This window comes from Campylobacter sp. CCUG 57310 (assembly GCF_013201975.1).
Classification (GTDB): Bacteria; Campylobacterota; Campylobacteria; order Campylobacterales; family Campylobacteraceae; genus Campylobacter_A; species Campylobacter_A canis.
Genome location: NZ_CP053845.1, coordinates 1602276 through 1615737, shown reverse-complemented (window position 1 = coordinate 1615737; position 13462 = coordinate 1602276). Strand labels below are relative to the sequence as shown.

14 protein-coding genes are annotated in these 13462 nt (G+C 38.4%); 12 read left to right on the top strand and 2 right to left on the bottom strand.

What is annotated here, in order from left to right; all coding sequences use genetic code 11:
* Window positions 1–91: 91 nt before the first annotated feature.
* Entirely contained in the window at window positions 92–1159 is a 1068-nt protein-coding gene (ribD, locus tag CORI_RS08135) for a bifunctional diaminohydroxyphosphoribosylaminopyrimidine deaminase/5-amino-6-(5-phosphoribosylamino)uracil reductase RibD (RefSeq protein ID WP_173031562.1), read from the top strand.
* Between the two features lie 831 nt (window positions 1160–1990).
* Here ribD and sppA read toward each other — a convergent pair.
* Together sppA and CORI_RS08125 are read right to left on the bottom strand one after the other, a co-directional pair.
* Window positions 1991–2860, bottom strand: coding sequence for a signal peptide peptidase SppA (gene sppA / locus CORI_RS08130; protein WP_173031561.1), 870 nt, complete (start codon window positions 2858–2860; stop codon window positions 1991–1993).
* A 105-nt stretch (window positions 2861–2965) separates the two neighbouring features.
* Window positions 2966–4186, bottom strand: a complete 1221-nt coding sequence (locus tag CORI_RS08125; RefSeq protein ID WP_173031560.1) for a metal-dependent hydrolase — start codon at window positions 4184–4186, stop codon at window positions 2966–2968.
* Window positions 4187–4302: 116 nt separating this feature from the next.
* Between CORI_RS08125 and aroQ the strand changes: the two genes are divergently transcribed.
* The 11 genes from aroQ (at window position 4303) to mnmA (ending at window position 13359) form a co-directional block, all read left to right on the top strand.
* The gene (aroQ, locus tag CORI_RS08120) at window positions 4303–4782 is read left to right on the top strand and encodes a type II 3-dehydroquinate dehydratase (protein WP_172200824.1); all 480 of its coding nucleotides are present in this window, start codon (window positions 4303–4305) and stop codon (window positions 4780–4782) included.
* Between the two features lie 2 nt (window positions 4783–4784).
* Complete coding sequence (locus CORI_RS08115) at window positions 4785–5810, top strand: Xaa-Pro peptidase family protein (RefSeq protein WP_173031559.1); 1026 nt, start codon at window positions 4785–4787, stop codon at window positions 5808–5810.
* On the top strand, window positions 5807–6289 hold the full coding sequence (gene folK, locus CORI_RS08110) for a 2-amino-4-hydroxy-6-hydroxymethyldihydropteridine diphosphokinase (protein ID WP_173031558.1): 483 nt from the start codon (window positions 5807–5809) through the stop codon (window positions 6287–6289). Before CORI_RS08115 ends, folK begins: the two co-directional genes overlap by 4 nt.
* A gap of 9 nt (window positions 6290–6298) precedes the next feature.
* Window positions 6299–7678 (top strand): flagellar biosynthesis protein FlhF, encoded by a 1380-nt coding sequence (gene flhF / locus CORI_RS08105; RefSeq protein WP_173031557.1) that lies wholly within the window; start codon window positions 6299–6301, stop codon window positions 7676–7678.
* Window positions 7671–8537 (top strand): MinD/ParA family protein, encoded by an 867-nt coding sequence (locus tag CORI_RS08100; protein ID WP_173031556.1) that lies wholly within the window; start codon window positions 7671–7673, stop codon window positions 8535–8537. Before flhF ends, CORI_RS08100 begins: the two co-directional genes overlap by 8 nt.
* A 14-nt stretch (window positions 8538–8551) precedes the next feature.
* Complete coding sequence (locus CORI_RS08095; RefSeq protein WP_173031555.1) at window positions 8552–8908, top strand: hypothetical protein; 357 nt, start codon at window positions 8552–8554, stop codon at window positions 8906–8908.
* Window positions 8880–9587, top strand: coding sequence for an RNA polymerase sigma factor FliA (locus tag CORI_RS08090; protein ID WP_173031554.1), 708 nt, complete (start codon window positions 8880–8882; stop codon window positions 9585–9587). The genes CORI_RS08095 and CORI_RS08090 overlap by 29 nt, the downstream gene beginning before the upstream one ends.
* Window positions 9587–10693 (top strand): flagellar motor switch protein FliM, encoded by a 1107-nt coding sequence (fliM, locus tag CORI_RS08085; protein ID WP_173031553.1) that lies wholly within the window; start codon window positions 9587–9589, stop codon window positions 10691–10693. The genes CORI_RS08090 and fliM overlap by 1 nt, the downstream gene beginning before the upstream one ends.
* A complete protein-coding gene (gene fliY, locus CORI_RS08080) occupies window positions 10683–11531 on the top strand; it encodes a flagellar motor switch protein FliY (protein WP_173031552.1) in 849 nt (282 codons plus the stop codon). The genes fliM and fliY overlap by 11 nt, the downstream gene beginning before the upstream one ends.
* 88 nt (window positions 11532–11619) lie before the next feature.
* Window positions 11620–12213, top strand: a complete 594-nt coding sequence (locus tag CORI_RS08075) for a TIGR00730 family Rossman fold protein (RefSeq protein WP_254064986.1) — start codon at window positions 11620–11622, stop codon at window positions 12211–12213.
* 102 nt (window positions 12214–12315) lie between these two features.
* On the top strand, window positions 12316–13359 hold the full coding sequence (mnmA, locus tag CORI_RS08070; RefSeq protein WP_301952215.1) for a tRNA 2-thiouridine(34) synthase MnmA: 1044 nt from the start codon (window positions 12316–12318) through the stop codon (window positions 13357–13359).
* Window positions 13360–13462 lie beyond the last annotated feature (103 nt).

Below are 13462 nucleotides of genomic sequence, written 5' to 3'. Positions count from 1 at the left end.
ATCGAGGATAGGTTATTTGCTTTATTTTGATTTAAATTTTCTCACGATATTTTCGCTTAAATTTTGATTATCTCAAATTCTTGGACTATCAATGATAAACGATGAATTTTATATGTCTCTTGCTATAAAAAAGGCTTGGAAATTTCAGCTTTTAACCTATCCAAACCCGGCTGTAGGGTGTGTTATACTAGATAAAAACGGACGAATTTTAGCTATAAAGGCTCATAAAAAAGCAGGCTTTTTGCATGCCGAACCGTTAGCCGTGTTTTTTGCACTTTGCACCATCAATAAAGATTTTTTAGCTAAATTTTTAAGAGAGTATAACCGCGAGTTTAACTTAAATTTTAGCGATATTTTAGATCTTGAAAATGCCGATTTAGAGCCCAAATTTACTTACGAATTTATACTTAAAAACCACGATAATTTATTAGAGCATGCTAAGGCTTACGTTACTCTTGAGCCATGCTCTCACGAGGGCAAAACCCCATCTTGCGCAAATTTGCTAAAAGAGCTTAGGTTTAGCGAAGTTATCATCGCAAGAATAGATGAAAACAAAATCGCTTCCGGCGGTGCTGAAATTTTAAAAGCTAGCGGAATAAAAGTAAAATTTGGCGTTTTAAAAGAGGCTGCAGATGAACTTATAGAGCCTTTTTTAGCTTGGCAAAGCGGAAATTTTAGCTTTTTTAAACTCGCCCTTAGCGCAAACGGAGTAACAAGTGGAGGAATAATATCAAACGAACTTAGCAGAACTCATTCCCATAAGCTTAGAAGCGTGTGCGGTATGTTGGTAATCGGCGGAAATACGGTTAGGATCGATCGCCCTACACTTGATACTAGACTTATCTCAAACGGCAAAAATCCTGATATTTTGATATATTCAAGAGATAAAAATTTCGATAAAAGTATCCCTCTTTTTAATGTTAAAAACCGCAATGTTGAGATTTCAGATAGCTTGGAAAATGCTTTTGAAAAGCCTTTGGTAATGTTTGAGGGTGGAGAAAATTTCTTAAAAAATCTTGACGAGCGTGTTAAATGGATTTTGATATATCAATCAAGTGAGTTTAAAAACGCGCCTAATGCAAGGCTAAATTTAAAATTAAAAAGGCTTTTTAGCTCCAATTTCGCAAGCGACAGCTATGCTTGGCTTAAAAGAATTTGACTTTTATATTTTTAGCCTCCAAAGATAAATTTGGTAATTTTTCTTTATGCAAATTTACGTTTTTAAGATTTGGTAATAATACGCAAAATGTCTTCTAATTCTTTAAATTAAACGATTTTATTTCTAATTTATTTTTTATACTATACGAGCTTATAATGCTTTTGGCGGTAAGAATTTATTTAGATTGTATAACGAACAACTATTTATATTTATAAATTAAATTTAATAATAAAGAATTAATTAAATAAAAGTTATTAAGTGGTTTAAAATAACGAATTTGCAAGGCCTGAGACTACACGGGAAGGGAAAGAAAGGGAAGGGATGTTTTTGTCTCAGACCCACGGTGTAATTATATAAATTTAAAATTTAAAATTAGTTTATTTATTATAATTTTTTATTTTATTTTTATAATTATGAAAAAATATTAATTAAATATATCTTACGCGATTGGTATCAAAAATCATAAATCTAATTATAGTTTTATACAGTTACAAAGCCATTTAAATTACATCAAGTATTTTTGCATTATGATACAGATATGGTTCTTTAGGATAAAATTTGGATAAAATCCTAGTACTTTTGGACACTAAATATAAAAAATAAAACCAAAAATATTTTATGGTTCTGCTAAGATAAAGTTTTGATTGTGAGATTTGCGACTTCAAAAGCACAACCAATACTTGTGTAGAAATATCACACGTAGTTCGAAAGTAGCTCTACATCAGCCACTTTCTTTAATTTTGCAGTGTATATCTAGCCTAGCACTTTACGGATAGAAGGAGCAATATTTATTTTGCCAAATATCAATGTTTCATTTTAACAAAGCCTATTTTATCTTACACTCGTGTTTAAAAACATATCCAAAAAGCTATTTACATTTTTTTGCAAAAACTCGTCTAAAAATTTCTCGATTTTAGGCTTTTGTTTCCAAGCAGGCTCGCTCACACCGCTTAGCTCTTCTATCTCTTTTCGTGCCGAATAATAGTCACTTAGCTCATCGATTAAGCCCATATTTTTCGCTTCGCTCGCTAAAAATACCCGTGCATTTGCCCATTGATCGCTAGTGTTTATATCAAGATTTCTAGCCGCCGCAACATCACTTACAAACATATTATAAGATTGCTTGACTAGGCGCTCAAGCTCGGTACGCTCAGCTTCGTTCCACTTTCTGGCAAACGTTCCCGCCTCTTTAAATTCACCCGCTTTTACCACTTGCTGTGCCACTCCGATCTTGCTTGCCAGTTCGCTTATGTCGGGCGCTTGCAAGATGACGCCGATGGAGCCGATAAACGAGCCCGGATTGGCTAGAATTTTATTTGCGTTTACTCCTGCATAGTAGCTTCCGCTTGTCATTGATCCGCTTGCGTAGGCAATGACCGGTTTTTTAGCTCTTAAATTTTTAACCGCTATTGCAAGCTCTGTGCTTGGAGCAAGTGCGCCGCCCGGACTATCTATGAATAGCAAGACGCCTTTTATCTGATCGTTTTTGCTTGCGGCGTGTATCTCTTCAAGCGTTTTTGAGCTGTCTCTGATCGCGCCTGAGATGTTTATTTGGGCTAAATTTGGCGCATTTACGCCATTGTTATCGCCGCTTGAAAATATCAAAAACAAGATCAGCAGAAATATCATCGCCTTAAAATAAGTGTTTATAAATTTTAAAATCGCGATGATAGGCGAAAATATCAATTTTAAAAATCCCATAAATTTCCTTTTTGTTTTTTAAATTTCATAAATTTGACAAAGATTGTAGCAAATTTATGAAAATTCGCTCATAAATTTAATCAAAATCCTGCCATGTATTTAATCTTAAAGCTCGCAAATTTTGCCGTTTATGTAAAGACTTTGGCAATTTTTAGTGTGAAGTAAAAGCATAAGTGCAAGTTCGCTTTCTTTGATCTCGCCAAACCCTTCATAAACAGCTATGTCAGCGATTTTTCCCGTAGCGATCTCTCCTAAATTTAGCCCTAAAGCTTTTGCTGCGTTTGAAGTTGAAGCTAGCATTAAAATTTGGGCTAAATTTTGAGGATTAAATTCGCTATGGATTAATAAATTAGCTCTTAACTCATCAAAAAAATTCAGGCTTATATTTGAGCTAAGTCCGTCCGTGCCGATGTTAAAAGGAATTTTTTCGTCAATTAAATTTTGTAAATTTAGTGTCTTTTTACTAAGCAGGCGGTTTGAAAATGCACAATGCGTAACGCTATGAAATTCGCGCTCAAATTTGCTAAAGTCGTTAAGATAAACGCAGTGCGTAAAGAGCGTTTTGATGCCGGAAAATAGCGATATAAAGCTATTTACGTCATAAAAAGGCGTGGCTGATTTGTTAAATTTGCCAAGCCACTCTTTAAACCCGCCGGACCCATTCGTAAGCCAATCTTTTTCGTGGTTTGATTCCATAAGATGAGTCGATACGATTAAATTTTCATCGCGGGCGATTTGAAGTGCGAAATTTGCCAGTTCAGGATGAGTGGAATAGGGCGAATGAACCGAAATCGCGGGGATAAAAAGCTCGTTTTGCGCCTCTTTGCTCTTTTTAAATCGCGAGATGAAATTTTGTTTGTTAGCTTCTAAAATTTGCTCGTTTGTGCCTAAAATTTCATTAAAATAAATTATGCGTGCGCAGCTTTTTACGCAAGGCTCAAAGTCGCTTCCGAAGCTTGAAACAGCGCCTATCGTGCCCACTCCGCTTCTTTGAATTTCTTTTATGGTTTTTGCTATAAGCGTTTGGTTCGCTTCTTTTGAAAGCTCGCTGCGAGAGGCTATTACGCTACTTAACCACTCTAAAAAATCCCCATAAATCAGGCTTGTTTTATTTGCGCTAAATTCAAGATGAACATGCGGATTTATAAATGCAGGAGCGATGATAGCGTCTTTTGCGTCTATGAAATCAGCCTGCGGAAATTGTTTAATTAGCTCGCTTGCTTCGCCCGTTTTTAAAATTATATCCTCAAATGCTACCGCTTTATCCTTTAAGATAGTGAAATTCTCATCGCAGAGCATGATAAATTTGGCTTTTATAATTGTCATTTTTTAACTCCGAATTTGTGTGATTGTAGCAAAAAAACTCAAATCATAGAAGTATGATATAAGAAATAAAAATGTATAATTAAAGCTAAATTTAAAATTTACGAAAAGGATAAAACGTGGAAAGAAATTTCAAAATTATGGTGATCCAAGGTCCAAATATCAACCTTCTTGGCACAAGAGAGCCTAATATCTACGGCATTATGAAGATGGAGGACATACACTCTCAGATGAAGCTTTTTGCAGAGCAAAATAACATAGACATAGAATTTTTTCAAAGCAACTTAGAGGGTGAAATCGTAGATAAAATTCAAGAGTGTTTTGGCGAGGTTGACGGTATCATCATAAATCCTGCCGCTTACACGCATACTTCAATCGCCATTAGAGATGCGTTAAGTGCGGTAAATTTGCCAGTTATTGAAGTGCATATAAGCAACATCCACCGCAGAGAGGAATTTAGACAAAAAAGCATGATCGCACCTGTTACCGCAGGTCAAATCATAGGCTTTGGACCTGTGGGATACCATCTGGCTATGATCGGCATGCTTCAAGTTTTTGAGCAAGTAAAAGCGATGAGAGCGGCTCAAAAAGCGGAGTAAGAATGCAAAATTTTATCCTAAGAGATGAAAACGCTATCTATGCGCAGTGCGGATATAGCTGTGATAATGCGATATTTTTAAGCATTAACGGGCGTAAATTTTTCCTGACCGACGCAAGATACGCTATCGAAGCAAGAGAGCTTGCCAAAGGGTGCGATGTCGTTGAGATAGAGCGCTCTTTAATAAAGGATACTAGGCTATTTTTGCGCAAAAACGGAGTTAAAAAGATGGATTTTAACCCGCTTGATTTTAGCTACGGCGCATTTAGCGAGCTTAGTAAAAATCTTAGGATAAATTTCACGCCAAAGCCTAATTTCTCACAAATTTCACGCATGGTAAAGAGTGAAGACGAGATAAAAATTTTAAAAGAGGCAGCAACTCTTGGAGCAAAGTGCTTTGATGAATTTGCTCTGTTTGTAAGGCAAAACGGCGAGGGAATGAGCGAAGAGGAGCTGTTTTTTAATGCCGAGCTTATATTTAAGCAGCGCGGCGAGCTTGAGCTTAGCTTTAGCCCGATCGTTGCAATAAATGAAAATGCGGCTAAAGCGCATGCCTTGCCAAGCAAAAAGAAGCTAAGACATGGCGATTTGCTCTTACTTGATGCCGGTGTAAAATTTAAGCGTTACTGTTCTGATAGAACTAGAACTGCGTGCTTTGATGAAAATTTTAACTTCTCAAAAGAGCAAAATTTTAAAAGCTCAAAGCATCAAGAGATTTACGAGATAGTAAAAGAGGCTCAAATTTTAGCTATCAAAGCCGTTCAAATCGGTAAAAAAGCTTGCGAAATAGATGCGGCGGCGCGTGAATTTATCGCAAAGCAAGGCTTTGGAAAGCAGTTTTTTCACTCTACGGGACACGGTGTGGGGCTTGATATACACGAGCTTCCGTTTATCTCTGCCCGCTCAAACGAGATCATAAAAGAGGGTATGGTTTTTAGCGTGGAGCCTGGGATTTATATCGAGGGTGAATTTGGCGTAAGGATCGAGGATGTCGTAGTGGTTCGCCAAGACGGAGCTGAAATTTTATGAAGATAGCCGGAATGAGACGTTTTGAAAAAAGCGTTTTTTTCCCGAGAGTTTTAAATTACAAACACGGCTTTAAAAATGTCGCAGTCTTAGGACTTGGCGGTAATATCGGAGAGGTTAAAAAGCGTTTTGATAGGCTTTATAGAGCTTTGCAAAACGATAAACGGATACATATCGTAGAGAGTTCCGAAATTTTAGTAAATGAAGCCTTTGGGTTTAAAGAGCAAGCGGATTTTTATAATTCGGCAGTTTTGATTCAAACTAGCCTAAGTGCTAGAAATTTTCTTAAAATAACGGCGAATTTAGAGAGGCGTTTTGGGCGGATTCGTAGCTTTAAGGATGCGCCAAGAACGCTTGATATAGATGTTTTATATTTTAGCGGAGCGAGTAGAAATGACGCGAGACTTACTCTTCCGCATGTGGGAGCAAAGAGCAGGTTAAGCGTGATTTTGCCGCTTGGGTTAATGAAAAGGGTTAGGTAAGGAGTAAATTTGGCAACGAAGCTTTATACATTTACGGGCGAAAGTAGCATAGAAGCTCTTAAAAAGGCGCAGGAGCAGTGCGGAGAGAGAGCTATGCTGGTTACCACTAAGCAAATTCGACCAAAAACGATAAACAAAAAGCCTCTTTATGAAATTTTAGTAAGCGTGGAAGAGGAAGATGAGCCAAAGCAAGTCGCAAAGAGCGTGAATTTAAAGGGCTATGATAAATTTCAAAACCAAAATAACAAATTTGAACAAAGGCCGAAATTTGAGATAGAAGAGCTTCCTTTAAGAAACGATTTTACCGTTTCGGACGATGAGCTCTTTGGTAAATCCCGTACTAAAAACGATTTTAAAAGCGATGATAATATCCTTGTAAATATCTCAAAAGCCGCAAAAGAGATAAGCGAGATAACCAAATCAAGCGGCATGCAAAGCATACAAAACGACAATCCCGAAGGCTATAGCAAAAAAATCGATGATGTAGCAAAGCAGATGAATGCGCTAAGCGATAAGGTAAATTTGATAGCCGACATGATCTGGGAAGAAAAGGCACCTGGCAGAAATAACCTCGTGATACCGCCTGAATTTGCAAGTATCTATAAAGCGGCTAAAAAAAGCGGTATGAAGGAAGAGCACTTAGAAGCGATCATGCAAACTACAACCCAAAATATGCCAACTTCGATGAAAACAAATCCAAACGCCGTTAAGCGGTATTTTTATTCTCTGCTTCGCAAGATGCTTCCGTGCAGGATCGAGCAAGATAACAAAAAACAAAAGATAATGATGCTGGTTGGACCAACGGGAGTCGGCAAGACTACCACTCTTGCCAAGCTTGCCGCGCGGTTTGCTTATAGCGGCGAGAAGCGCTATAAAACGGGCATTATCACCCTTGATACTTATAGGATCGGGGCGGTTGAACAGCTCTTTCAGTATGCTAAGATGATGAAGCTGCCGATACTTGACGTGATCGAGGTTGAGGACTTTAAAAGCGCGATAAAGCAGCTAAATCACTGCGACGTGATACTAATAGATACGACGGGAAATTCGCAGTATGATAAGGAAAAACTAGCAAGGCTTGAGAAGTTTTTAAAGAGTGCGGATGCGCAGATAGATGTGAATTTAGTCCTTTCTGCGGGCTCAAAAGTCGAAGATCTGCTTGAAATTTACGATGGATTTTCATTTCTTGATATAGATACTTTAATTATCACCAAATTTGACGAGACGAAAATTTTCGGTAACGTCTTTTCGCTTATTTATGAGACAAATACGCCCGTTAGCTTCTTTTCGGTCGGGCAAGAGGTGCCTGATGATATCATGGTGGCTAAGAGCGAATTTTTAGTCGAGTGCGTGCTGGAAGGCTTTGAAAAGGAAGCAAACGATGAGTAGTCAAGCCGATAAACTAAAATCTCTCGTAGCTTCAAATAAAAGAGCCAAAAACACTCATTTTGTGGCTATCACAAGCGGTAAAGGCGGCGTTGGCAAGAGCACGATAAGCGCAAATTTGGCAAACATCCTTGCAAACAACGGCTATAAAGTGGCTTTGTTTGACGCGGATATCGGGCTAGCGAATTTAGATGTGATACTCAATGTGCGTGCTAGTAAAAATTTGCTTCACGTGCTAAAGGGTGAGTGTTCGCTAAAAGATGTTTTAATCGAGATAAAGCCGAATTTGACGCTGATTCCTGGCGAAAGCGGCGATGAAATTTTAAAATTTAACAACCAGTTTTTATATGAGAGATTTTTAGATGAGGCCAGCGTGCTTGACGGGCTTGATTTTCTCATCATCGATACGGGCGCGGGCATAGGCGGCAATACGCATATGTTTTTAGAAGCCGCCGATGAGGTGATAGTAGTAACAGTGCCTGATCCTGCGGCGATTACCGATGCCTACGCGGTTATAAAAGTAACTTCAAAGATAAAAGACAACATGCTTATGGTTTTTAACATGGTTAAAAACGAAAAAGAAGCGGTTAGAATTTTTGAAAATATCCAAAAGGTAGCGCGCGCAAATATAGGAAGCGAACTGAAGCTTGAGCTTTTGGGCTATTTAAGTGATGATAAAAACGTATCGCGCAGCATAAAGCAGCGAACACTTTTTACTCAGGAGAGTGAATTTAGCTTAAGTAGCGGCGAGATGAAGGATATCGCTTCAAGGCTACTTTACAGATTGGAACGAAAAGTGCTTGATACGACGGATAATAGGAGCTTTAAGGGCTTTTTTAAACGTTTGATAGAGCAATTTTAAATTTAGGACGAATTTTGAGAGCGGAAAATTTTATAGCGTTTTTTACGGTGTGCGGCTTTTTCATAGGGCTTATGTTTGTTACTTTAAAAGTAAGCGAACCTATCGAGATGATGGTATATACCTTTCTTATAACATTTGTCTTTTACCTGCTTATTCACATCATCATCATGAACTACATCGACGCTAAGAGAATTTTAAAAGGGCACAGCAAAGAGGAGTATGAAGAGACGGCTGATTATCTCATATCCGAGCTTGGCATAAGAGAAAAGCGTATAGATAGCCTGCTTGCCAAGCTTGCGGTGGAAAATGTGCTTATTAAGCAAACTTTGAGTAGCAAAAAGCATGGACAGAGCAAAGCAAAAGCAGCTTAACGCTTATGCGCAAACGATAAAAAAAGAGCAAGACGATATAGTCTTGCAGTACATGCCGGCACTGCGCGCGATGGCTTTTCGGCTAAAAGAACGCCTGCCTTCGCACATAGACGTAAATGACCTCATAAGCACCGGGCTTGAAGAGATGATCAAGCTATCTCGCAAGTATGATAAGGAGCAAAATGACTCGTTTTGGGGCTATGCTAAAAAAAGAGTTTACGGCTCGATGCTTGATTTCTTGCGAAGCCTTGATGTGGTAAGCAGAGCCAGCAGAGCGCTTATAAAGAGCATTGACAGCTTGGTTGACGAATATTTCAATACTCACGAAGAGGAGCCTAGCGATGAGTATTTAGCTAGCGTTCTTGATGAAGATATAGATAAAATTCGCGATGCCAGAAACGTAAGTTCAGTTGTGATGACCCTTAGTTTAGATGATCAGATGCAAATTTTAAGCGAAGAAAACGTGCTTGATAGAGTTGAAAAAGAGGACATGATAGAAAATATCGAGCAAATTTTATCCACCTTTAGTAAGCGCGATCAGCTGATAATTCAGCTATACTATTATGAAGAGTTAAATTTAAAAGAGATTAGCGAAATTTTGAATATTACCGAAGGGAGAATTTCGCAAATTCATAAACGTTTAATGAGTAAGATTAGAGATAGGCTTGAGGGTAGATAATGGCTGATATTTTAAGTCAAGAAGAGATAGACGCGCTGCTTGAAGTTGTCGATGAGGACGGCGATACAAGCGATATAGGAAGCTCATCGCAAGAAGATCAAAGACAGATAATTATCTATGACTTTAAGCGCCCAAATCGCGTTTCTAAAGAGCAACTTCGCGCGATAAAAGGCATTCACGATAAGCTTGCACGAAACCTGGCAAGTCAAATTTCAAGCGTTATGCGAAGCATCGTTGAAATTCGCTTGCATAGCGTTGATCAGATGACATACGGCGAATTTTTGATGAGCTTGCCAAGTCCTACCAGCTTTAACGTGTTTTCCATTAAACCGCTTGATGGAAACTGCGTTCTTGAAATAAATCCAAGTATAGCCTTCCCGATGATAGATCGCTTGCTTGGCGGTAACGGCGAAGGATTTGAAACCAGCAGAGAGCTAACCGATATAGAGGTAAATTTGCTTGACGCGATCCTTAGAATGATGATGCAGCGTCTTAAGGATAGCTGGAGCATGATAACCGACATGTATCCAAACGTAGAAGCTAAAGAGAGTAGTCCAAACGTCGTGCAAATAGTCTCTCAAAACGAAATCGTTATCATGGTTGTTATGGAGATCATTGTAGGAAATTCAAGCGGTATGATAAATATATGTTATCCCGTTATCTATCTTGAGCCGATATTAAGCCGTTTGGCAAACCGCGATATAATGCTTGGCGAAACAAGTGCAAAAAAGAGTAGAAATAAAGAGCTTAAGACTCTAATCGGGCGAGCCGAAGTGCTTTATGAGGCGATTTTAGGTAAGGCAAATATAAGCGTAGATGAATTTTTGAATTTAAAAGAGGGCGATATACTTCGTCTTGATCGCTCGGCTAATGATAAAGCTATCGTAACAATCGATAAAAAAGATGTCTTTTTAGCAGAAGTGGGACTTCATAGATTTAGAAAATCAATCAGGATAGAAGAGCTTATCAGAACTGATAGGGACGAGATTAAGCATATATTAGAGCAGTATGAAGAAGAGCGCAAAGCAAAACTTATGAGTTACGAGCAAGAGCATAACGAATATGACGATAATATGTTAGATGAAAGCAGCGAATATGATGAATGAATTTTTTAAGTTATTTGTAAATGAAGTAAAAGCGACCATCGAAGGACTTACCGGCAAAACCCCCGATATAGGCCCAAAAGCCGAATATGATGCCCCAAATCAAGAGGGAGTAAAGCCTCCTTTGGCAGTAGCAAACGTAAATATAAGCGGCGATATAACGGCTAAAATGATACTCGTAGCTACACCGGTGCTAATGAGTGCGGTAAGCGAGTGGATGATGGGCGAAGAGGAAATTTCGCGAAACGACGAGCTTGGCGAAGATGAGCTTGACGCTACAAAAGAGATATTTTCAAACATAATGGGCGCTTTTGCAACTTCGCTTGGCGCGCAAAAAAATATGCCGAAGCTGAATTTTGAAATTTCAAAGGTAAATTTCATAGACGAAAGCTCGAATTTCGATATAAGTTCATTTGAAAAACTCTACGTATATACCGTAAATATCGAAGATATACAAGAACAAATCGGAGTTGTGGTTGATTTTTCTTTCGTTAAATTTTTTAACAAAGACCATAAAGACGGCAATGCAAATTCAAAGAGTCAAGATGACGGCGCAAAGAGCGAATTTAGCGCCGAAGAGATGCGAAATATCGGTCTTATCATGGACGTTCGCCTGCCTATACGGGTGCGAATCGGCTCAAAAAGAATGCTTTTAAAAGATGTTTTAAGTATGGATATAGGCTCGGTAATCGAGCTAAATCAGCTTGCAAACGATCCGCTTGAGATATTAATCAGCGATAAAGTCGTAGCTCTTGGCGAAGTCGTTATCGTGGATGGAAATTTCGGTATCCAGATAACGCAAATAGGAAGCAAAAAAGAGCGCTTGGAGCAGCTTAGGTAATTCGCTCGCTTAAGCGATTGAAGGCTTTTGTTTGAGCAAAGCAGCCTTAATCTACCGCTTAAGCCTTATAAATAGGACTTAAAGAGAAATAATGGAAAAAATTTTAAATGATTTAACGAAATTTAGGGATTTTGCCGCGTATAAAAATCCTAGCGTTACGTTTTTTGGTTCGGCTAGATTTGAGCCTGATAATAAATTCTGTAAGATGGCTTACGAGCTTGCCTACTCGCTTGCAAATGACGGCTTTGCCATAGTTAGCGGCGGAGGCGGAGGCATAATGGAAGCTGCTAATAAAGGCGCTTTTGATAGCGGCAAGAGCCCTTCAATAGGACTAAATATCGTCCTTCCTTTTGAACAGATGACAAATCCTTATGCGACTAGCAAATTCGTATTTGAGAGCCTGAATGCACGCAAATTTGCGCTTATTGAAAGATCAAAGGCGTTTTTGATTTTCCCAGGAGGATTTGGTACGCTTGATGAGCTTTTTGAAATTTTGGTTCTTGCTCAAATTCGCAATAAAAGAGCTAAAATTTATCTTATCGGAAGCGAGTTTTGGGGCAAGCTTGACGATTTTATCAAAACTACTTTGATCGAGGAAAAAGCCATCAGTGCCGAAGATCTGAATCTTTATGAAATCAGCGATGATTTACCAAAAATCGCAGCTGAAATTTCTCAAATTTAAAATTATTTTATAAAATCGCACAAATTTTATTCAAAGATACTCTTAAACCCGTTTTTGATATTTTTAATGTTAAAGTCTGCGGGTGTATTCAAGTAGTTTTAAATTTGCGATAGGGTATATAAAAGGAAAATAATGAAAATTTTAATGGCGATGAGCGGAGGCGTTGATTCTACGATTAGTGCGAAAATGCTAAAAGAGCAAGGACACGAGATAATAGCTTGCTATATGAAGCTACACAAAAAACCCGGTTATCACGAAAAAAACATTGAAAAAGTAAAAAAGGCCTGTGAGTTTTTAGGTATCAAAATGCACGTGCTTGATCTGCAAGATGAGTTTGATAAATACGTATATCAGCCGTTTGTGGATACTTATAAAGATGGTCGCACGCCAAATCCATGTGCTCTTTGCAATAAATTTATAAAGCTTGGCGAGCTGCTGAAATTTGCTAAAAATTTAGGCTGCGATAAGCTTGCTACAGGGCATTATGTGCAGGTTGAAGACGGATTTATCAAGGTTGCAAAAGATCTTAATAAAGATCAGAGTTATTTTTTAGCTCAGGTGCCCCAAGAGGTGCTTAAGGATATGATTTTTCCGCTTGGCGATAAGCTTAAAAGTGATATAAAAGAGCTTGCAAAGAGCGTTGAGAGCTTGCGCGAATTTGGCGAGCAAGCCGAAAGTAGCGAAATTTGCTTTGTGGATACTACATATATAGATGTCTTAAATCGCCACTATGATACGAATTTGCCGGGAGACGTGGTTGATAAAAGTGGCAAGATAATCGGCAGACATAGCGGCTATATGCACTATACTATCGGCAAAAGGCGAGGGTTTGAGGTCTTTGGCGCGCATGAGCCGCATTTTGTTTTAAGCATAGATAGTAAAAGCAACCGGATAGTTGTCGGCTCAAAAGATGAGCTTGAGCGTAGCGATATCAAGATACAAGATATAAATATGTTTATTAACGAGCGAGAATTTGAGTGTGATGTGAAAGTTAGATACCGAAGCGTGCCTTTACGCGCTCGTGTTTTGATAGACGGACAAACGGGACATATAGAGTTAAAAGATAGAGCTTATGGAGTAGCTAGCGGACAGCTAGCGGTGTTTTACCGAGATGATTTGGTTATCGGAAGCGGGTTTATAGTTTAAATTTACATTTCGTAAATTTGAATTTAGTCAGAGTGAATTAAACTTTTAGATGTTTTAATTCACTCATTGATTTGCTGCCTTATCTTTGGAAATTTACATTACC

Excerpts from the sequence above, each read along its gene's own strand:
- fliM (WP_173031553.1), top strand. The coding sequence starts at position 9,587 with ATGGCTGATATTTTAAGTCAAGAAGAGATAGACGCGCTGCTTGAAGTT.
- CORI_RS08090 (WP_173031554.1), top strand. The coding sequence starts at position 8,880 with ATGGACAGAGCAAAGCAAAAGCAGCTTAACGCTTATGCGCAAACGATA.
- folK (WP_173031558.1), top strand. The coding sequence starts at position 5,807 with ATGAAGATAGCCGGAATGAGACGTTTTGAAAAAAGCGTTTTTTTCCCG.
- ribD (WP_173031562.1), top strand. The coding sequence starts at position 92 with ATGATAAACGATGAATTTTATATGTCTCTTGCTATAAAAAAGGCTTGG.
- CORI_RS08115 (WP_173031559.1), top strand. The coding sequence starts at position 4,785 with ATGCAAAATTTTATCCTAAGAGATGAAAACGCTATCTATGCGCAGTGC.
- fliY (WP_173031552.1), top strand. The coding sequence starts at position 10,683 with ATGATGAATGAATTTTTTAAGTTATTTGTAAATGAAGTAAAAGCGACC.
- sppA (WP_173031561.1), bottom strand. The coding sequence starts at position 2,860 with ATGGGATTTTTAAAATTGATATTTTCGCCTATCATCGCGATTTTAAAA.
- CORI_RS08100 (WP_173031556.1), top strand. The coding sequence starts at position 7,671 with ATGAGTAGTCAAGCCGATAAACTAAAATCTCTCGTAGCTTCAAATAAA.
- CORI_RS08125 (WP_173031560.1), bottom strand. The coding sequence starts at position 4,186 with ATGACAATTATAAAAGCCAAATTTATCATGCTCTGCGATGAGAATTTC.